Source organism: Rhodococcus sp. AQ5-07, assembly GCF_009707305.1.
In the GTDB taxonomy this organism is placed as follows: domain Bacteria; phylum Actinomycetota; class Actinomycetes; order Mycobacteriales; family Mycobacteriaceae; genus Rhodococcus_F; species Rhodococcus_F erythropolis.
In genome coordinates this window covers 4,127,166-4,145,469 of sequence record NZ_CP046099.1, presented here as the reverse complement: position 1 = coordinate 4,145,469, position 18,304 = coordinate 4,127,166, and the positions used below count along the sequence as shown (strand labels likewise).

The following is an 18,304-nucleotide window of genomic DNA, read 5'->3' as shown; positions in this document are numbered from 1 at the left end:
GCAGATGTGAGGATCTCTCCGGACTGGCGTATGCGTCAAGTCCGGAGAGAACTCGCTCAGAAGGTGATGATTCCGCGCAGGTTGCGACCGGCATGCATGTCGGCGAAACCGTCGTTGATCTGGTCGAGGCTGTACCGGTTGGTGATGAGTCCGTCGAGTTCGAGCTTACCGCTGGTATAGAGATCGATCATCCAGGGAATGTCGGCAGTGGGATTGGATGCGCCGAACAAGGATCCTTGAATTCTCTTCTGGTACAAGGTGAGTTCCATCAGGCTCACGGGAATGCCGATGTCCGTCATCTTCCCGAGACCGGTGACGACGCAAGTTCCTGCCTTGCGGATTGACGAGAACGCCTGCGCGACATGTTCTCCGGTGGTGACGCCGACGGTGACGATGGCGGAATCCGCGCCCTGGCCGTTGGTGAACGAGCGCGCGATGTCCGTGGCTTCCTCCATGGTGGCCACGGCATGGGTCGCCCCCAATTTCAATGCACTGTCGCGCTTGAACGCAACCGGGTCCACCGCGATCACGTGGGCGGCGCCGGCATGCGAGGCGCCCTGTACCGCGTTGATTCCGATTCCGCCGACCCCCATGACGATGACGGTCTGCCCGGGGTACACCTGAGCGGAGTTGACCGCGGCGCCCCAACCGGTTCCGACGCCGCAACCGAGCAGACACAAAGCGTCGAGCGGCAGGTGTTTGTCGACTTTCACTGCCGAGAGAGTGCTGACCGTGGTGTATTCACTGAAGGTGGACAGGCCGCAGGTTTGTGCGACTGGATGACCGTCGAGAGACATTCTGTAACTGGAGGTTTCGCCGGGCCTGCTACCGGTCATGATGGCAGCGCCGTTGTCGCAGAGGTTCTGGATTCCGCTTGCACACCAACGGCACCGGCCGCAGGCGGCGAGGAACGAGAACACGACATGATCGCCCTCGGACCATCCTTCGGTGTTCGGCCCGACCTCGACGACGATTCCGGCGCCTTCGTGTCCACCGCAGATGGGATAGCGGCCGACTCCGTGGTCGCCGCTGGCGATGTGATCGTCCGAGTGGCACAGGCCGGAGGCGACCATCTTGACAGTGAGTTCGCCGCTGCGGGGTGAATCGAGTTCGAGATCGACCACCTCGTATGTGCCTGGTGCTTGGCGAATGACGGCTCCACGAGTGCGCAAGGTTTCTCCTGAGGTGAGAGTTGTTCTTCGGCTACCTCAGTTGTCTACTCGAGAGTTCAGGACGGGCTCGAGGCCCATCTCACTGATCGGACGTTTCGTATTTTTCGGATTCGTCCGGGGTTCGTCCCAAGATGGCGAGTTGCAGTTCGGTGAGCAGTCGCGTGTCCGGCTCGTCCAACGAAATGCCCATGATCTGTTCAGCGCGCCGAATGCGGTAGCGCAGTGTGTTCGGATGTACTTTCAGAGACGAGGCGGCCTTCTTCACATCCCCGAAAGCTGTCAGGTAGGCCGTGAGCGTGAACTGCATGTCAGAGGTGTTCTTGTCGTCGTAGGAGACGAGTCTGTCGATACGAGGGTCTCGCAATCGCTCGTGATCAGCAACGAGGTCGAGTATCTCGCCCAGCAATACCGCGGTGCGTGACGCCGCGAGTGTGGTGACCTTCGAGGTTTCGTGATCATCGGTGGTATCGAGCACGCGGTCCACCTCTCGACGCGCCTCGGGTACGCCGTGCAACCGCGCGATCGGGACCGCGACTGCGGCGCGCACGCTGATGCCCGCACGGTCCTCGACTACTCGCACGGTGTCGTAAGCCCAGTCGCTGACAGCGACCTCGTGGTCGGCCTGAGGGAACAATACGTAGATCCGGTTGTCGATGATCGTCGTGACCGCGTCGCTGCGGAATGCGCTGGCGCGCAGGCGCAAGGCGTTGGTGATTCGATCGAGATTCGATCCGGGCGAGAGTGATGTCGCAAATCCGATGACCGCAGACGGTCCGTCGGTGTTGATGCCGAAAGAACCGGCCAGCGAGTGCATGTCGACCCCACCGGAGCGAACACCGAACAGCCTTTGCACTTGGGCATTCTCGCGGCTGGAGGCGTCCAAGGTACGCATGAGAATGCGTGCGGCGACCGCCGCTGCACCCCGCAATACCGCTTGGGCGTCGTGGGAAAGAGGTTCAGAGGCGCGCTGCACCCAGATGCTGCCGAGATTGTGTTGGTGTGCAACAGAACCCGTCGGCGCTGACAGGTCTGGGCGGGTGATGCTCACAGCCAGCCTCTGCGCGGCTCCGATGCTCGGCTCGGAGGGCAGACTGATGACCTCGTCCGATCGCCTGAGATGCTCGAACACGCCTCTGCTCTCTATCCATTCGGTGTATTCAATCGGCCACTCCCGGCCGAGTATGGAGAGCTGACGGAGTTCGTCTTCGCCTTCGTGAGCAGAGGAATATGCGATGACATGGAGTGCCGTGTCGTCGATCGTCACGAGTCCGCCAGTCAATTCGGCGATCGTTTCCGAGAGCGCGAACAGATCCGAATCACCACCGGCCACAGCTCCTGCGACGGCCCGCGAACGGTACATGCTCTGTGTCAGAAGCCGTAGTACGAGCGAATAGACGTGCCCGGAACTAGCCTGCGGATGTACCGTGGCCACTGCGATCCCGATGTTACGTGCGGCGGTGAGAACCGTCGTCGCCTCGCGCGCATTCTTGACGAGCAGAAGCTTCGGACGACGCCTCGCCGGCCTGCCTTCGAACTTTCGCAGCCACTGCGTCAACGTCGATTCGGGAACCCCCACGGGGAGGTAGATGTCGGAGATCGCACCACGGCTGTCGGTGCCGTCGATATCGGAGGACTCGACGAGGGCGATCGAGCGGATTTCGACATCGAGTCCTTCCGGGCTTTCCAGAAGTTCGATCACGGACTTGTCCGTGGAATGCATGAGGGCGCCGAGGGTGGTGCCGACACTCGGCCCGTTATTCCTCGGACCTGTCGACGCTTGCGGGAGGGCTACAGAAAGTGGCTGCACATTTGCTCCTCGGCCGGTGGGTCACTACAGGCTAACCCCGACAGACGAAATGCAGAATAAGGAAATAGAGGACAAATTTATTCGTCAGGCATGGTGATGCCGAGTTCCTGCACCTTTTCGGCGACTGCCTCTGGAAAAACGTTCTTGAACAGATAAAGGTCTTGTCCGATCACCCAACCAGGTGCCAACGCCGTCGCATATCGCTCGAAGTATCCGAGTTGTTTACCGAAAAGAACCAATTCCTCGGGACTTGCAACACCCCACTGCTTGCCCAACTGAATCAGTGCCATGATCAATTCACTGAGCTTGAGTTCACCGAGGTCACGGCCGAGAATCGGGGCCAGGGCCGTTGCGACCTGCATGCCGAGCTGATCGTCGTCGACTTCGTAGTCGGTTGCATATCCCAAGGATCGAATTCCGCGGGCGACACGGGCGAAATCACCGTCGATGAGGGTGGCTCGGAACATGTCGGAAAGGATGGATCTCCATGTCTCGGGAAGGACGCCGACGATGCCGAAGTCGAGCATCGCTATCCGGCCGTCGTCGAGGACCCACAAATTTCCCGCGTGGACATCTCCGTGGAACGGACCGTGAACGATGACTGATTCGAGCCAGACCTTCACTCCGCGCCGGATCAGCATGCGGGCTTCGTCGATGCCGTCCGGACCGGCGACGAACCGATCCAGTGGAACGCCGCGCATGCGTTCCATACAGATGACGCGGGGACCACAGTAGTCCCAGTACACCTCCGGTGTCGTGACTCCTTTGTTGTCACCGAATGCGCTGATGTTGTTCCGGAATGTGGTTTGCCGGTCGGCCTCGACCGCGCTGTTCAATTCCGTCATCGTTGCATTGTGCAGATCGCGAATGATGGCGGTGGCATTGGCAATTCGAAGGAACTCGACAAACTTCTCGAGGATGTTCGCGCCCCAATACGCCGCCCGCAGGTCGATCAGCATCCGCGCATAGATGTCCGGACGCTGGATCTTGATGACAGCTTCGCGGCCATCGTGCAGAACGCACGCGTGTACCTGCGCCACCGACGCGGCCGCGAGAGGTACGTCGTCGAATTTCGCGAACAGGTCGTCTACGGAGTATCCGAGGTCCTCGTGTACGACGCTTCTGGCCTGCTCGGCAGGAAATGACGGAACGTCGTCGAGGCAACGTAGGCATGCATTGGCGACGGGGGCCGGGAACAGGCCGGACGACGACGCGACCAGTTGACCGAGCTTGACGAAGGTGGGACCCAGAGCGATGAAGCCGTCGACCATCCCGTCAGAGGCAGCGTCAGCCCACGTGCGTCCACGCTTGCGGAAAGGCCACACGATCAGTGCCAGCATGATCGACGTCGACAACACGACGGCGATGATCGCGGAACGCCACAACTGGGCGAGGCCGAAGCGTTCGAGGTCCGGCATGTGGACTTCGAGGGCAGTGGCGGGCACTCCTGACGAGTACGGCCCGACAGGTCGCGTTGGATCCAGCACAGCTCTCCCTCGTTCTACGAGCGCATCCAGCATTTTGCCGTGAGATCACTTACGCGACCCCTTCCGTTAGTCAGTATGCCAAGTCACACATAACTGCCGGAACCGCCTACGCGTTCAGCCTACGATCGGTGAATGCGTGAGCACTTGATCCCGATCGGCGAGGTTGCAAAATCGTTCGGAATTGCGGCGTCGACCTTGCGCTACTACGAGGATGAAGGACTGCTGTCCGCGCGGTCGCGAACTGGCGGCAAACGCTGGTACGGGCAGCGTGAGCTGCGCCGGCTGGCATTGATCCGGATGTACACCGAGACGGGAATGTCCTTGGAACAGGTGCGGTCCTTCATCGAAACCGACACCACGTCCGACCAGTTCTCGACGGTTCTCGCAGATCAAGTGTCGACACTCGAGGCACAGATCGCCGCTGCTACGCGAGCGAAGCTGATTCTCGAGCATCACCTGACGTGTCGGCAAGAGCGTCCGATGCAGTGCCCGTGGTTGCTCGAGCAGCTCGACATACGCGTCGAAGCGGCGCTTGACTTCAAGTTGACTTGAACCTTCATAGTTAGGGCGCACTTACCGCCCTATCCGGAGGTTGACCATGTCGGCACGACGATGGCTGCCGCTCATCGCCGCATGCATCGGAACTTTCCTGTTACTGACGTACGCCACCATCACGACAATCGCGGTGCCGGCCATCGCAGTCGGTTTGGACGGCAGTACGGGCGCGATGTCCTGGGTCGTCGACGCCTACACGCTGGCTCTTGCTGCGCTTCTGGTGGGCATGGGCGCACTCGGCGATGCGTGGGGACGTAAACGCCTCTACATCTGCGGACTGGTCGTGTTCCTGGTTGCAACGGCCGCGTGCGCGATTGCTCCGGACGTCACGGTTCTGGTCGTTGCTCGCGGCGCGCAAGGAATTGCCGGTGCGGCGATGTTCGCGACGCTCCTGCCTCTGCTCGGCGACGCATATTCGGGCCGCGATCGTCACGTCGCCTTTGCCGCGTGGGGCGCCGTCGCTGGATTGGCGGCGGGAATCGGGAACGTTGCAGGAGGGCTGCTGACGCAGCTCTTCGACTGGCGTGCGGTCTTCTATTTCGGAATACCCGTGGCCGCAGTGGCGCTCGCAATGGCTGTGTTCTCTTTCGCCGACAGTGAGCGCGGCGACGACAACATCGACTGGGCCGGAATCGTTTTGTTCACCCTCGCTGCCGTTGCCGCGGTTCTCGGCGTGACGTGGGGCGGCGACATCGGGTGGGCTTCGTCGTCGACAGTTCTTGCCTTCCTGATCGCAATCGGTGCGCTGACGGCGTTTGTGTCCTGGCAGCGTCGAGGCAGCAGTCCGATGCTCGATCCGGCATTGTTCCGATCCCTGAAATTCGACGGCGTCCTCGTCGCTGCGTTCGGGTACTACCTCGCGGCCTACGGCCCGCTCGTAGTCCTTTCATTGTGGCTGCAGAACGGGCTGGAACTGTCGGCATCGGCGGCCGCACTCGTGCTCTCGATTCAACCGCTCGCTTTTGTCTTCGTGTCGGCGCTGTGTGGATCACGGCTTCAGCGAGTCGACCTTCGACTGTCGCTCGGATTCGGGACGATTCTCTGCGGAATCGGTTGCGTGGCCATGCTGTACGTTCTCGCCGAGCCGGTCTGGCCCGCGCTGATCGCCGGACTGATTCTGACCGGTGTCGGTTCCGCGATGGTGTCGCCGGTGCTGCCGGGTGCCGCGATGTCGGACGCCCCGGCAGAGCGCGCCGGGACGGCTTCGGCGACAGCCAACTCGTCGCGTCAATTCGGGCTTGCCGTCGGAATTGCGTTGTGCGGCTCTCTCTTCGCCGGTCCGGACGAGTTCGCCTTGCTGTGGCCGTTGGTCTTCTGCGCCGGCGTCGGAATGCTCACGGGTTTGGTGTCGATCCTTCTCTTTTCTCGTTCGTCAACTCCTGCAACAGTTCAGCCAATCGCCGAAAGGGCACACACATGACCACGCTGTTCACTCCACGACCGCACCGGCGTCTCGAGATGGACTGGAGTCGCCGCAGGTTCCTCGGCGCTGCAGCAGGATTGGCTGCTGCGCTGGCAGCGACCGGTTGCTCGCATTCGGGCGCAGACGCCGGGGGTGAAGGCGATGCAGGCTGGTCCTTCACCGATGATCGCGGCAACCTGATCGAATTGGATTCACCGCCAAGGACATTTGTCACCTACACCGGTATCGCGGGTGCTCTCTGGGATTACGGACTGGTGCCTGTCGGTGTTTTCGGGGCGCTGACACGATCACCGGGATCAACGGACACCAGCATCTCCGGCAACTTGGATTTCTCGAAGACCGACATGGTCGGGCAGCTCTGGGGACAAGTGGAACTCGAGAAGATCGCTGTGCTGGAGCCGGACGTCGTCATCGTCCCTCAGTTGCGTGGTTCGGCACTACTAGACGAGGCGAACTTGGATGCGGTGAAAGGCTTGTCGACAGTACTGTTCGTGGAAACGGCAGCAGGAACCATCGACCGAACCGTGCAAGAGATCGTGGAACTGGCCGTGGAACTCGGAGCGGACCAGGATATGGAGGCTCAGCGAAAAGACTACGACGCTGCGCGTGCGCGGATCTCCGAAGTTGCTTCTTCGCTGAATAATTCACAGGTTTTGTTCGCGTCCGCAGATCCGGACACGATTCGTGTCAGTCTTTCGGGATTCCCGATCCTCGCAGACCTGGCGGGATTGGGACTTGCCGTCGTCGATCCGGCCGAGGGATCGTCGGTCTACGTCGAGAAACTGGCTTGGGAGATGGCGGACCACTATCCGGCCGACATGATCTTCCTCGACGATCGCCCGTCCAGTTTGCAACTGGATACGCTCGGAACCAATCCTGCGTGGTCCAACTTGCCCGCGGTGAAGGCGGGAAAGATCGGGACCTGGAATCCGGAACCCGTGCTCAGTTATGCCGGGATCGCCCGTACGTACAACAATCTGGCTGACCAGCTGCTGGCATTCTCACATTCCTGACCGCCGCGTCGTCTACGACGTATGGACCTCTTCACCGATCTGTCTGCTCGAGTTGATTCCCTCGATTGGCCTGCGCTGATCGAGGGAATCAACTCCAGTGGGTGTGCCCAGACGGCGCCGATACTCGACGAGTCGGAGTGCCGCGAAATTGCTTCCTGGTACTCGGACGTCGACCGGTTCCGGAGCACCATCGACATGGCTCGATACCGCTTCGGCCAGGGGGAGTACCGGTACTTCGGCGATCCCGTACCGGAGCCGATCACGGCTATGCGATCCGCCTTCTACCGACACCTGCTGCCCGTGGCGCGGGAGTGGGCGTTCAAGCTGGGCGAGGGTGCACCGTGGCCGGATTCATTCGAAGAATGGATCGATCAGTGTCACGACGCCGGTCAGAATCGCCCTACCCCGATCCTTCTGTCGTACGGACCTGGTGACTGGAATGCATTGCATCGGGACTTGTACGGAGAGTTGGTGTTTCCCTTGCAAGTCGTGATCGGGCTCGACAGACCTCGCATCGACCACGCCGGCGGCGAGTTCTTGCTCGTGGAACAGCGGCCGCGCGCCCAGTCGAAAGGGACGGTGACAGTTCTCGAGCAAGGTCACGCGTTGATCTTCACCACGCGGGATCGACCGGTGCAGAGTTCGCGGGGGTGGTCGAGAGCCCCTGTGCGACATGGTGTCAGCGTGGTGCACTCCGGCACGCGTCGAACATTGGGATTGGTGCTTCATGATGCCGAGTAAAACGTACACTCTCCGCGACGCTCGCAACAAACCCTACGAGAGTTCGACGCCCGGTGTCCTTGGCGGGCACCGGAAAACGAAGATCTACGGTCGACTCGACTGTCGAGGGGCTGCGCAGGCAATCGCGCATGGTGGGTATGTCGCCAGTCGGGTGTTCTTCGCGGACGAGCCGACCGCGATTGCGGCCGGCTATCGCCCCTGTGCTGTCTGCATGCCCGAAGGTTACGCAGCCTGGAAGGCAGTTGCTACGCGCCGAAGCGGTCGCGGTACTCCTTCGGAATGAGCGGCTTGTCGCCGCGGACCTTCAGCTGCTGGACAGCCCAGGTATTGCCGTCCGGGTCGGCGAATCCGAAGAAGGTGCCCCCGTCGCGCTCGTCGAAGACGGTGACCTCACTGGCATCGACGCCGCGGTTGATGAGCTCTTGGCGAGCCGTTGCAGCGTCGGCCACGACCAACTGCAATCCCTTCAACGAACCAGGGGCCATCTCGGTTTGCGACGGCAGGTTGCCGATGACGATCGAGCAGCCCGAACCACGCGGAGTGAGCTGGGCGACCGTCATGTGTTCGTTGACGGTGTGGTGGTCGAGATCGAAACCGACCTTGTCACGGTAGAACTCGATGGAGCGGTCGAGGTCACTGACGGGAACGATGACTACTTCGAGGGTCCAGTCCATGAAACTGCCTTTCGCTGAAGAGGTTCGGGCAAACAGGTGGTCAGAGTTGCGCGACGATCTTGTCCAGGCGTTCGTAACCTTCGGTGACGCCGAGCTCCATATTGCTCTCGATCATTCCGTCTCGCGCTTCGAGGCTCGGATATACGGAATGGCCGGAGAGGCGGGTGCGTCCGTTGCCCAGATCCTCGAAAGTGATCGATTCGATGCTGACGACGTCGGGAAATCCCTCGTATTCGAAGGTTTGGATGGCAAAGTCGTTCTCGCGAACAACGTGAAATACACCGTTGAACCGGAACTCTTCGCCCTCGGGGTTGCGATGGACGTACTTGTATCGACCGCCGCTCACGAACTCGTATTCGTCGATCTCCATCTCGTATCCGTTGGGGCCGAGCCATTGCTTGACCAGTTCGGGATTCGAATGAGCTGCGAAGACGGCACTGACGGGTGCGTCGAATTCGCGGGTGATGTCGATGTACGGCACGCCCTCAGGAGCCGTGATGGTGACGGGTTTGGTGGTAGCCATGGCTAAGTCTCCTTCTGTGTGGTGCTGAGTAGGTGATCGAGCTTGCGGAACTGTTGTTCGTGGATCAGTCGATAGTGGTCGATCCAGGCGGTCAAAGCCTCGAGAGTTGCGGCGTTGAGATGTACCGGCCGCCTCTGTGCTTCGCGGCTGCGAGTGACCAAACCCGCGGCTTCGAGTACCTGAATATGTTTGGAGACGGCCTGTTTCGTGATCTCGAATGGCTCGGCCAACTCGTTGACCGTGTGGGGGCCGGTGCTCAGGCGGGCGATGATCCGCCGTCGTACCGGGTCGGCAAGCGCCATGAACGCTTTGTCGAGGCGCTCGTCTGCCCCTGGATCCACGATCACTTGTCAACCATCTCCTTTATCAACCAATCTGTTGATTACGATACGAGCCCATACGGAGGGTGTCAATGCTTCGAAACCGATTAGCGTGGAATTCATGAACGCTCTGATTCCTCGGCCACGAATGGAAGTGGCGCCAGGGGCGATTCTCGTTCCGGATTGGCTCAGCATCGAACAACAGCGCACCTTGGTGGCCGAGTGCCGACGGTGGGCGACCGCGCCCGTGCCGATGCGCTCGGCCGTCGTCCCTGGTGGGCGCAAGATGTCGGTGCAAACAGTCTGTCTCGGTTGGCACTGGCAGCCGTACAAATACACGCGCACCGCCGACGACGTGAACGGTGAACCGGTTGCCGCTGTGCCCGACTGGCTCGTTGGCCTCGGCCGTAGCGCAGTTGCCGCGGCTTATGATGATCCGACTGTGGGGGAGCGGTACACGCCGGACACTGCGCTGATCAATTTCTATGACGAGGGCGCTCGGATGGGTATGCATCAGGACAAGGACGAGCGCTGCGACGCTCCCGTCGTCTCACTGAGCGTCGGGCAGAGTTGTGTCTTTCGGTTCGGGAATTCCGAGAATCGGAACAAGCCGTACACCGACGTCGAACTCCATTCGGGTGATCTCTTCGTCTTCGGTGGGGAGTCTCGGTTCGCGTATCACGGAGTGCCGAAAGTTATTGCGGGAAGTGCAAGTCCCGACATTGGTCTGCCGTCCGGGCGGCTGAACATCACCCTGCGGGATACCGGAATGTCGTGACTGTCTCACCCCTGCTGTGCCATTGGTGCAGCAGGGTCGAAGTCTGCGCTCGAAGGTCCGTCCCCGACCATCTCGATCAACTCGTTCGACGGTGGAGTTGGCAGCGTGCGCCAGCGCTCTCGTTCGAGGTTGTGGGGTTGTGTCTCGTTCATGCCCTCATTATCGACTTCCGGCTCCGATCCACCAGTCGGGGATGGGCCGGGTGCAACTCGGTAGGCCGTTGAGGTTGACCCGACCCGGAGGGCAACTGCGATCGATTCCTCACGGAATCTCATGCCTAGCAGACCCTCACGTGTGGGTCATTGCTGCGATTCCAGCGTCCATGCGGGCTGGTCGGTCACTTCCGGGCCGTCGTGCAGCACCCAAACACACGGCTCGGAGATGTAGGTGGCAGCATCGGTGAACCAGTATGTTTCGTCGGGTGCCCAGCCCGCGATGACGCTCGCCGTGTCGGCATCGACCTCGATCGCGGTTCCTGCCGCCGCCAGGTATCCCGTCACGGTAAGGTGCACTCCCTCAAAACTTTCCGCGACCTGCACCCAGTCCGGGATGACCCACCTGCCTGATCGGCCGGTCGTCCGGTACCAATCGTGCCGCTTCTCCGCGGTGACCTCGAGTGGGAACCGTCTGCACAGATCCGACCAGGCTTGTGCGCTGTCGATCTCGTAGATGCGTGCGCCAGTCGGTGGCCGCAATGCTCGCACGACGACCCGTTCCCATCCCATGCTGTCTTCGACGAACCACAAGCCCGCCGGAGTCCCGTCGAACAGCGCCCTCGTCGAATCCTGAGTGGGTGGATTCGACCACCAATAACCTGACCAGTTCGCCGCGGGATCCACCGGGCGGTCACGTTCAGCTCTCTCTTCCGATTCCAGGGTGCTCGTGCGCCACTCGCTGAGGAGTTGTTGCGCAGCAGGCACTTCGTCTGTGTCCGGAGATTCCTCACCTCTGCTCATGATCGACCATTGGTCGGATGAGGCGAGCGAGGTTGACCACCACCGCGCGCATTCGGAGCCGGCAATGTGCTCCGCGACGCGTCGAAGCTCATCTTGCATAACCTCGGTGGCGACGAGGACGTCTTCTCCGTCGGGTTCCTGCCAGTAGCGTGCCGCATCGACGGCTTCTGCGAGGGCGGAGCGTAGATCGACGGCGGTGACGTCGGGGAGCGAGATTTCCGAGAGGCTACGCGCCACATCCTCGGCGGTGACTATTGTCCGCCGGGCCTCTTCGGCGCCCGGGCCGAACAACACTCGGGAGGTGCCTTGCCTGACGTCGAGGTGATAAGCCGCCCGGTGAGCGCTGATGCGGAACATACCGTCGCCTGGCTCGGGCCGCAGGGTGCGTTCGGCGTCGATCGCATACGCGAGCAGCATCCGGCGCCCGCGCGGTCCCGACAGCAAAATATCCGCAGTGAGCATCTGTTCTCCCGTTTTCTGGTTCAGATGACGGTAGCCGAGGTCGGCGAGATGGAGAGGTTTCTCCCGTGATGTCAGAGCTCCTGGCCGGTTCGTCGCGCACGACGTAGATCGTCACACGCTGCATTCGGCGGCGAAGGTGGACGGAAGGGAACCCCCGGCTGCTGCCAGTCGCGTGAACGCGGCCATTGTTGGTGGGCGCGACCACTGCCGTATTTGGGCAGCCATTGTTTCGTCCATCAGTGCTCGCACTGTTCGTCTGTAGTGACAGCGCAATAGGTCCTGTTCATTGCGCAGGAAGATCCCGAATGAGAACTGAAAAGTTTGGGAGGCAGTTGTTTTGGCGAGAGCAACCTTTGTGTCATCAGTACAGTCTCGACCGAAACCAGTGATCGAGACTGATCATGTCTATCTTGTGCATGTCGAGACCCAGCTGGGCAGCAGCTTTCACTGCGTCGGCGCGGGGGATAGAGCTTTGGGGCAGAGTCCAATTGGTCTCCCGCGCATGATGCTCGAGAAGGTCGATGACTGTCCGCGGGACAGGTTCGTTGACGTGAAGTGTTGAGCCGTAGCGAAATTGCTGTTCTGTCGACAGTTTGTAGATAGATCGGGCGAGTAGGTTTACGTCGACTACTGACAGGATCGCGCTACCATTGTCGATGATCGAGCCGAGTCGAGAGACGATTCGCGTCAGTGTCGGCAGAAACCATCTGTCGCCGGGTCCGTACACGAGATGGGGCCGGACGACGAGGCCTCCGGCGTCGCGCACGAACTCCTCGGCGAGGGCGCGCGTGCGGCTGGCAGGTGAGAGGGGTTTGAGAGGTGCGCCGTTGACGGGCAGGTCTCGAAACGGGCCTGGCCCGTACACCGCGGCGGTGCTGACGTAGAGCAGCCGTTCGACGCCGACGGCGGCGGCGATCGACGCAACGTTTCGTATGCCGTGTTCGTTGACGTGAACGCACTGTTGTTCGTCGTCGCCCACGTACGACACGCAGCAAATGACGGTCGACGCCTGGCTCATTGCAACTCGTAGAGAGGCGCTTTCGTTGATGTCGCCGATAGCGGCGGCAATTCCGTTGCGGCTGAGTTGTTTGGCTGCGCTGTCCGTGCGAACGAAACCGATTGCAGCGTTTCCGTCCCGGGAAACCAGCTGGTTCATCACTGCTGAGCCGATGAAACCAGTGGCTCCGAGTACCAGAGTCGTCATGGTGTGTCCGTGTCGAGGGCGTTGCTGCCGGGTCTTTCGACGTATCGTTGAGATTCATTCCGTCGGCAACGAGAGCTGGGTAGATCATGCAGGAGCGTGCGGTCCTCACGCGCCAGGCCGTCATTTTGGGTGCTGCGAAGAGCTTCGAGAAGTTCGGGTACTCCGCCAGTCTGGGCACGATCTTGCAACACGGGGGCGTGTCCAAGGGTGCGATGTATTTTCATTTCGCGTCGAAGGAGGAGCTTGCGCACGCGGTCATCGCAGCGCAGCACGGTATGGCGATGGAGGGTACCCGGAGGGTTGCTGCGCATTCCGACATCGCGGTAGAAACCCTGGTGCTCGTTTCGCAGGAGATGGCTCGGCAGCTTGTGACCGAGCCCATCGCGCGAGGTGGCATGCGGTTGACGATGGAGATCGGCAGTATTCAAGGTCCCATCGAACAGCCGTATCTCGATTGGATCGAGGCTATCAAGCAGGTGGCAACCCAAGCGGCCGAAGCCGGCGATATCGTCCCGGGCACCGATATCGACGCGTTGGCTCGATTTGTGGTGGGGTCGTTCACCGGAGTGCAGATTCTCTCGGAAATGCTTACGGGCAGAACCGATCTGTACGAGCGGTTGAGTCAGATGTGGAACTTGGTGCTGCCAACGATTGTCCGCGAGGACAAGTTGGCGCACGTCATGCAACTGGCGGCGCTTGCACCGAGAGAGTGGGAACCACCGAGCGTTTGACGTGGATGACGCGACGAGCAGAATGTGTTCGTTCCCTCTCATAATTGGTCCGCAACTGTAAGTTCAAGTTCCGCGGTGGTTTCCAGATCTTGAGTGAACCGAACTCGGTGCACATGGCCTGACGCGTCAAGGAGGGGCGTTGACACCTCGCACGGCGTTTCCCATTCAGTGAACCTCGGAAAGACCGCCGAGAGTGAGGCGATCTTGGTTGCTGGGTTGCCGATGTGGAATCGGACCGCTTGTCGGGCGGCCTCGAAAAGAATCATTCCTGGGATGTGGTCGACGGGGTGGTCGAAAAGGGAGTGGTTGCGCGGATCGGGAGTGCAGAACATCGTGTGCCGAGCAGGATCAGTGCTGATGAGCACATCTCCATCGGTTAGGCGTCCGACTCGCTCCGATCCGACCACCGCGGTTCCGGAAGGAAGGATGCGCCGGCTCGGGCGGTGGTCTTCTCGTCCTTGCCGAATTCGACGGTATCCCTCGGGGCTGACTCCTCGCGCAACAGCTTTGCATCTGGCGACGTGCCGGTTGCCCTCTCTGAGGATCCCCGACACTTCGACCCCCGAGACCGCTCCGTCGCGATGAGTGAGGTTGTCCGCTGTCATCGAGAAACTCAACGGCTCCGCGACTGGTTGCACGTCGAGCGCATCCAACATCTCGAAGCTGAATGTTTCCATGAGGAACTTGTAGTGCAGTGGAATCTCGTATCGGGTGTGGCAGAGAAGCACCACTGCCTGTCGAAATGCTTCTGCCACCCCGAGTGGATCGTGTTGCTCGCTCGATACGTCGAATATCCGGTGCGAGACCGGGAGTTGCACAGCAACCTGGTACGCCGAGTCCGATTCGATCCGGTAGTCCGTCAAGAAAACCTCGGCAACAGCATGTCTGTGGACGAGATGCCGCGGCACTGTGCGTGTGTATTCCATTGATTGAATGCACCTTTCGATTTTCGCTCGTGTCTTCGGTGTCGTGTAGGAACCAATTTTCGACGTCCGGACACGTCGTCGAATCGTCAAAATTGACGATCTTTGCGAAGGTCGAGTTCGATCAGGGGTAGCACCCATCTCAACGAGTGTGTCTGGGGCACTTCCTGCTAGAAGCGTCCGATCCGAAGTTCCAGCGGGTGTCTGCGTGCGTCGTGACCAGAGCGGCGGAGCATCGCGCATGCCTCCAGTTGGGAGTGCACCCCCAGTTTCTGCAGGATGCTTCGGACGTGGGCGCGAACCGTGGTCGGTGCGATGTGGGCGGTTCGAGCAATCGAGTCGACATTCGAACCGCCGTAGAGAAGACCCACGATCTCGAATTCGCGATCGGTGAGACTGCCGATTCGTGCGGATTCTTCGGTGCGCAACCGGATGCGTTGTACGAGCGAGGACTTCTCGTGTGCAGGTTGAGTGGAATTGGGGTTGAGTGCGGCCTGCAGCTCATCGAGCAGCGATGCGAACGGGAGTTGAGAGTTGAGCGCGGAGTGTGCGCCCGCAGCAAGCCCCCGAATCATGGAGCGGCCGCTACTGAGATCGCCGACCAGGACCGATCCCTCGAGTGCGGAAAGCTCCTTCACGTGCCAATCGACGCCCCCGAGTGGTAGGAGAACAAGCGCTCTACCGTGATCGCTGGTGTGGTGCCTTAACAGGCTCGTGTCTGCGGTTTGTGGCGCGGAATAGGCCCCGGTGCTGATTCCGGCAGCGATTGCATTGGCGAACCCTCGATCGCTATGAGTGGTGTACACCGTGACTGTGCTGGAGTGTGTCATAGCGACTACATCACCGGTGGAGGTCCAGTCCGCCCGTTTTCCTCGTTGCGAATCCAAAACCGTTGGTTTCAGCGTGGTTTCGTCAGCGGGCTCGTTATCGGAGTGACCTCTCCGCTGATGCGCACGAAGGGTGACAGCGATAGCGCAGTTGCCCGTCCGCCCATGGAGACTCGTGCGTTCGACGCGTCATCCAGGCGAATAGAGTGTGGCGCCTCCGGTGCCACATAAAAGCTCCCGTAGACACCTGATGGTGTGCCCGCGAATTATGCTAGGGCGCTGAATATTTGGGCGACGAGTATCCCGCGTAGACGAGCCATGGGACGTTCCGTCGGCGACGTGAACGACTCTCCAGTGGCTGGCGGCATTCAGTCGTCTCGATCGAGTTTCCGCGAGGCCGGTGCGTCGCACTCTCAATGGTCTGTACCCAGTCGGGTCGAGATATTGACTGTTACCGCCAGTTGCACATACCCTGTACATTGGCGCTGACCTTAGGGAACCCGGCCTGAACCGGCCGATCGTTCTCGGCCACTGCCGACGCCAGATGTAGCTTCGCGACGACCTACGAAACGAGTTTCCTCCATGACACAGCATGTCGACGTACTGATCATCGGCGCTGGCTTGTCCGGAATCGGCGCGGCTTGCCACCTCATTCGTGAGCAGACCGGAAGCACTTACGCGATCCTCGAGCGCCGCGAGAACATCGGTGGCACCTGGGACCTGTTCAAGTACCCGGGCATCCGTTCGGACTCCGACATGCTCACCTTCGGATTCGGTTTCCGTCCTTGGATCGGCACCAAAGTGCTCGCAGACGGCGCCAGTATCCGTGACTACGTCGAGGAAACCGCCAAGGAATACGGCGTCACCGACCACATCAACTTCGGCCGCAAGGTCGTGTCTATGGACTTCGACCGTACCGCCGCGGAGTGGTCCGTGACCGTCCTGGTCGAGGCGACGGGGGAGACCGAGACGTGGACCGCGAACGTCCTCGTCGGCGCCTGTGGTTACTACAACTACGACAAGGGCTACCGCCCCGCCTTCCCCGGTGAGGACGACTTCCGCGGTCAGATCGTGCACCCGCAGCACTGGCCGGAGGATCTCGATTACACCGGAAAGAAGGTAGTGGTCATCGGTTCCGGCGCCACCGCGATCACGCTGATCCCGTCGATGGCCCCCACCGCCGGTCACGTCACCATGCTGCAGCGCTCGCCCACGTGGATCCAGGCGCTTCCGTCCGAGGACCCTGTTGCCAAGGGTCTCAAGCTCGCACGCGTTCCCGACCAGATTGCTTACAAGATTGGTCGAGCCCGCAATATCGCACTGCAACGCGCCAGCTTTCAGCTTTCTCGCACCAACCCGAAGCTGGCCAAGAAGCTGTTCCTCGCCCAGATCCGCCTGCAGCTCGGCAAGAACGTGGACCTGCGTCACTTCACTCCCAGCTACAACCCGTGGGATCAGCGCCTGTGCGTGGTTCCCAACGGGGACCTGTTCAAGGTGCTCAAGAGCGGCAAGGCCGACATCGTCACCGACCGTATCGCCACGTTCACCGAGAAGGGCATCGTGACCGAGTCGGGCCGCGAAATCGAGGCCGACGTCATCGTCACGGCGACCGGCTTGAACGTACAGATTCTGGGCGGCGCGACCATGAGCATCGACGGCGAGCCGGTCAAGCTCAACGAGACTGTGGCCTACAAGAGCGTGCTCTACTCCGACATCCCGAACTTCCTGATGATCCTCGGCTACACCAACGCGTCGTGGACGCTCAAGGCTGACCTGGCCGCGTCCTATCTGTGTCGCGTGCTCAAGATCATGCGCGATCGCAGCTACACGACTTTCGAGGTTCACGCCGAACCCGAGGACTTCGCCGAAGAATCTCTCATGGGCGGAGCCCTGACCTCGGGCTACATCCAGCGCGGCGACGGAGAAATGCCGCGTCAGGGTGCCCGCGGCGCGTGGAAAGTGGTCAACAATTACTACCGCGACCGCAAGCTGATGCACGACGCCGAGATCGAAGACGGTGTGCTGCAGTTCAGCAAGGTAGACATTCCTGTCGTGCCTGATAGCAAGGTCGCCAGCGCATAGTCGACTCCACCGGGGGTGAACCGGTCGCACCACCCAGACGTCGGTCCGACGTCTGGGAAGGCTGAACGTGACGCTGCGAGATATCGGTATGGCGTGACTGCTCAGGCTGATTCTGTCCGCTTGACCCGCACGTTATGCACAACCATCGGGACAGTTATTGCCAGGACCATCGCTATCACTAACACCGATATGAAAACCCAAGGACGTTCTGTATCGGATGCCTGGACGGTCAACACCGCTCCACTCGTAAGCAGGGGCATCCCTGCTGCCGCGAGTAGATCGACGTGCCGCGGGGCGACAGGAGGTCCGGCGAAGTATGGAACTCGAACCCCCGAGTTCTCCCGAAGCATCCGTCGCTCCGACATCGCATAAGTGCTCGCGCCGACTGCGAAAATGACCAGTCCCAGGACGACAAGACCAATTCCCGTTCGGGTGGTGAGTGCGGCAAACATGAACACCGATGTCACTGCCGGATAGAGCACCACCAACTTCCAGAGTGGAGTCTTGGTCCGCGTGTCGACTGCAACACTAACCGGGCGCATCGGTTCGAGAGGCTCCATGAGCTCAGCGTGCCATGCGCCGCTCGGGAAACAAACTGTCTGTGCCGTTTCTGGCAGGCTGCGGCT

Annotated in this window: 20 protein-coding genes; 8 read left to right on the top strand and 12 right to left on the bottom strand. The window is 60.8% G+C overall.

Annotated features, from left to right (window positions below):
- Nucleotides 1–56: 56 nt before the first annotated feature.
- The 3 genes from GJB56_RS19325 to GJB56_RS19315 all read right to left on the bottom strand — a co-directional run bounded on the left by GJB56_RS19325 (nt 57) and on the right by GJB56_RS19315 (nt 4,466).
- A complete protein-coding gene (locus GJB56_RS19325) occupies nt 57–1,172 on the bottom strand; it encodes an NDMA-dependent alcohol dehydrogenase (protein ID WP_019745622.1) in 1,116 nt (371 codons plus the stop codon).
- A 79-nt stretch (nt 1,173–1,251) separates the two neighbouring features.
- Nucleotides 1,252–2,979 carry a PucR family transcriptional regulator gene (locus GJB56_RS19320; RefSeq protein ID WP_230091018.1) on the bottom strand — a complete coding sequence of 576 codons (1,728 nt, stop codon included), beginning with the start codon at nt 2,977–2,979 and terminating at the stop codon, nt 1,252–1,254.
- Nucleotides 2,980–3,056: 77 nt separating this feature from the next.
- Nucleotides 3,057–4,466, bottom strand: a complete 1,410-nt coding sequence (locus tag GJB56_RS19315) for an ABC1 kinase family protein (RefSeq protein WP_019745620.1) — start codon at nt 4,464–4,466, stop codon at nt 3,057–3,059.
- Nucleotides 4,467–4,598: 132 nt separating this feature from the next.
- Between GJB56_RS19315 and GJB56_RS19310 the strand changes: the two genes are divergently transcribed.
- From GJB56_RS19310 to GJB56_RS19290, 5 genes are read left to right on the top strand one after another with little or no spacing between them, the layout of a single operon-like run.
- Entirely contained in the window at nt 4,599–5,018 is a 420-nt protein-coding gene (locus GJB56_RS19310) for a MerR family transcriptional regulator (protein WP_007729752.1), read from the top strand.
- Between the two features lie 46 nt (nt 5,019–5,064).
- On the top strand, nt 5,065–6,441 hold the full coding sequence (locus tag GJB56_RS19305) for an MFS transporter (protein WP_113682667.1): 1,377 nt from the start codon (nt 5,065–5,067) through the stop codon (nt 6,439–6,441).
- Entirely contained in the window at nt 6,438–7,457 is a 1,020-nt protein-coding gene (locus tag GJB56_RS19300; protein WP_113682666.1) for an ABC transporter substrate-binding protein, read from the top strand. Before GJB56_RS19305 ends, GJB56_RS19300 begins: the two co-directional genes overlap by 4 nt.
- A gap of 21 nt (nt 7,458–7,478) precedes the next feature.
- Nucleotides 7,479–8,198 carry a 2OG-Fe(II) oxygenase gene (locus GJB56_RS19295; RefSeq protein ID WP_060937875.1) on the top strand — a complete coding sequence of 240 codons (720 nt, stop codon included), beginning with the start codon at nt 7,479–7,481 and terminating at the stop codon, nt 8,196–8,198.
- Nucleotides 8,188–8,481, top strand: a complete 294-nt coding sequence (locus tag GJB56_RS19290) for an Ada metal-binding domain-containing protein (RefSeq protein ID WP_113682665.1) — start codon at nt 8,188–8,190, stop codon at nt 8,479–8,481. The genes GJB56_RS19295 and GJB56_RS19290 overlap by 11 nt, the downstream gene beginning before the upstream one ends.
- Here GJB56_RS19290 and GJB56_RS19285 read toward each other — a convergent pair.
- The 3 genes from GJB56_RS19285 to GJB56_RS19275 are packed head-to-tail and all read right to left on the bottom strand — an operon-like array spanning nt 8,444 to nt 9,742.
- Complete coding sequence (locus GJB56_RS19285; protein WP_070795573.1) at nt 8,444–8,872, bottom strand: VOC family protein; 429 nt, start codon at nt 8,870–8,872, stop codon at nt 8,444–8,446. The two genes, GJB56_RS19290 and GJB56_RS19285, sit on opposite strands and share 38 nt — an antisense overlap.
- A gap of 40 nt (nt 8,873–8,912) precedes the next feature.
- Nucleotides 8,913–9,395 (bottom strand): SRPBCC family protein, encoded by a 483-nt coding sequence (locus tag GJB56_RS19280; protein ID WP_070795574.1) that lies wholly within the window; start codon nt 9,393–9,395, stop codon nt 8,913–8,915.
- A 2-nt stretch (nt 9,396–9,397) separates the two neighbouring features.
- A complete protein-coding gene (locus GJB56_RS19275) occupies nt 9,398–9,742 on the bottom strand; it encodes an ArsR/SmtB family transcription factor (RefSeq protein WP_078377347.1) in 345 nt (114 codons plus the stop codon).
- Between the two features lie 94 nt (nt 9,743–9,836).
- Here GJB56_RS19275 and GJB56_RS19270 point away from each other — a divergent pair, with 94 nt between their 5' ends.
- Nucleotides 9,837–10,493: an alpha-ketoglutarate-dependent dioxygenase AlkB family protein gene (locus tag GJB56_RS19270; RefSeq protein ID WP_205318832.1), complete on the top strand. Its 657-nt coding sequence runs from the start codon at nt 9,837–9,839 to the stop codon at nt 10,491–10,493.
- Between the two features lie 5 nt (nt 10,494–10,498).
- On the opposite strand, the gene GJB56_RS31415 is transcribed toward GJB56_RS19270, so the two are convergent.
- From GJB56_RS31415 to GJB56_RS19260, 3 genes are all read right to left on the bottom strand, one after another.
- Nucleotides 10,499–10,645, bottom strand: a complete 147-nt coding sequence (locus tag GJB56_RS31415; RefSeq protein ID WP_021345755.1) for a hypothetical protein — start codon at nt 10,643–10,645, stop codon at nt 10,499–10,501.
- A 147-nt stretch (nt 10,646–10,792) separates the two neighbouring features.
- Complete coding sequence (locus tag GJB56_RS19265; RefSeq protein WP_113682663.1) at nt 10,793–11,911, bottom strand: hypothetical protein; 1,119 nt, start codon at nt 11,909–11,911, stop codon at nt 10,793–10,795.
- 361 nt (nt 11,912–12,272) lie between these two features.
- Nucleotides 12,273–13,115 (bottom strand): NAD-dependent epimerase/dehydratase family protein, encoded by an 843-nt coding sequence (locus GJB56_RS19260; RefSeq protein WP_113682662.1) that lies wholly within the window; start codon nt 13,113–13,115, stop codon nt 12,273–12,275.
- An 86-nt stretch (nt 13,116–13,201) separates the two neighbouring features.
- Here GJB56_RS19260 and GJB56_RS19255 point away from each other — a divergent pair, with 86 nt between their 5' ends.
- Nucleotides 13,202–13,846: a ScbR family autoregulator-binding transcription factor gene (locus GJB56_RS19255; protein WP_019745609.1), complete on the top strand. Its 645-nt coding sequence runs from the start codon at nt 13,202–13,204 to the stop codon at nt 13,844–13,846.
- A 38-nt stretch (nt 13,847–13,884) separates the two neighbouring features.
- On the opposite strand, the gene GJB56_RS19250 is transcribed toward GJB56_RS19255, so the two are convergent.
- Complete coding sequence (locus GJB56_RS19250; RefSeq protein ID WP_019745608.1) at nt 13,885–14,772, bottom strand: ScbA/BarX family gamma-butyrolactone biosynthesis protein; 888 nt, start codon at nt 14,770–14,772, stop codon at nt 13,885–13,887.
- Nucleotides 14,773–14,939: 167 nt separating this feature from the next.
- The gene (locus GJB56_RS19245) at nt 14,940–15,407 is read right to left on the bottom strand and encodes a helix-turn-helix transcriptional regulator (RefSeq protein ID WP_019745607.1); all 468 of its coding nucleotides are present in this window, start codon (nt 15,405–15,407) and stop codon (nt 14,940–14,942) included.
- A 771-nt stretch (nt 15,408–16,178) separates the two neighbouring features.
- Between GJB56_RS19245 and GJB56_RS19240 the strand changes: the two genes are divergently transcribed.
- Nucleotides 16,179–17,678: a flavin-containing monooxygenase gene (locus GJB56_RS19240; protein WP_113682660.1), complete on the top strand. Its 1,500-nt coding sequence runs from the start codon at nt 16,179–16,181 to the stop codon at nt 17,676–17,678.
- Nucleotides 17,679–17,779: 101 nt separating this feature from the next.
- Here the strand turns inward: GJB56_RS19240 and GJB56_RS19235 are convergent, their stop codons facing one another.
- Complete coding sequence (locus tag GJB56_RS19235; RefSeq protein WP_113682659.1) at nt 17,780–18,238, bottom strand: hypothetical protein; 459 nt, start codon at nt 18,236–18,238, stop codon at nt 17,780–17,782.
- Nucleotides 18,239–18,304: the final 66 nt, after the last annotated feature.

Coding starts and splice junctions, on each gene's coding strand:
- GJB56_RS19310 (WP_007729752.1), top strand. CDS start 4,599: ATGCGTGAGCACTTGATCCCGATCGGCGAGGTTGCAAAATCGTTCGGA.
- GJB56_RS19305 (WP_113682667.1), top strand. CDS start 5,065: ATGTCGGCACGACGATGGCTGCCGCTCATCGCCGCATGCATCGGAACT.
- GJB56_RS19300 (WP_113682666.1), top strand. CDS start 6,438: ATGACCACGCTGTTCACTCCACGACCGCACCGGCGTCTCGAGATGGAC.
- GJB56_RS19295 (WP_060937875.1), top strand. CDS start 7,479: ATGGACCTCTTCACCGATCTGTCTGCTCGAGTTGATTCCCTCGATTGG.
- GJB56_RS19290 (WP_113682665.1), top strand. CDS start 8,188: ATGCCGAGTAAAACGTACACTCTCCGCGACGCTCGCAACAAACCCTAC.
- GJB56_RS19285 (WP_070795573.1), bottom strand. CDS start 8,872: ATGGACTGGACCCTCGAAGTAGTCATCGTTCCCGTCAGTGACCTCGAC.
- GJB56_RS19280 (WP_070795574.1), bottom strand. CDS start 9,395: ATGGCTACCACCAAACCCGTCACCATCACGGCTCCTGAGGGCGTGCCG.
- GJB56_RS19270 (WP_205318832.1), top strand. CDS start 9,837: ATGAACGCTCTGATTCCTCGGCCACGAATGGAAGTGGCGCCAGGGGCG.
- GJB56_RS31415 (WP_021345755.1), bottom strand. CDS start 10,645: ATGAACGAGACACAACCCCACAACCTCGAACGAGAGCGCTGGCGCACG.
- GJB56_RS19265 (WP_113682663.1), bottom strand. CDS start 11,911: ATGCTCACTGCGGATATTTTGCTGTCGGGACCGCGCGGGCGCCGGATG.
- GJB56_RS19260 (WP_113682662.1), bottom strand. CDS start 13,115: ATGACGACTCTGGTACTCGGAGCCACTGGTTTCATCGGCTCAGCAGTG.
- GJB56_RS19255 (WP_019745609.1), top strand. CDS start 13,202: ATGCAGGAGCGTGCGGTCCTCACGCGCCAGGCCGTCATTTTGGGTGCT.
- GJB56_RS19250 (WP_019745608.1), bottom strand. CDS start 14,772: ATGGAATACACACGCACAGTGCCGCGGCATCTCGTCCACAGACATGCT.
- GJB56_RS19240 (WP_113682660.1), top strand. CDS start 16,179: ATGACACAGCATGTCGACGTACTGATCATCGGCGCTGGCTTGTCCGGA.
- GJB56_RS19235 (WP_113682659.1), bottom strand. CDS start 18,238: ATGGAGCCTCTCGAACCGATGCGCCCGGTTAGTGTTGCAGTCGACACG.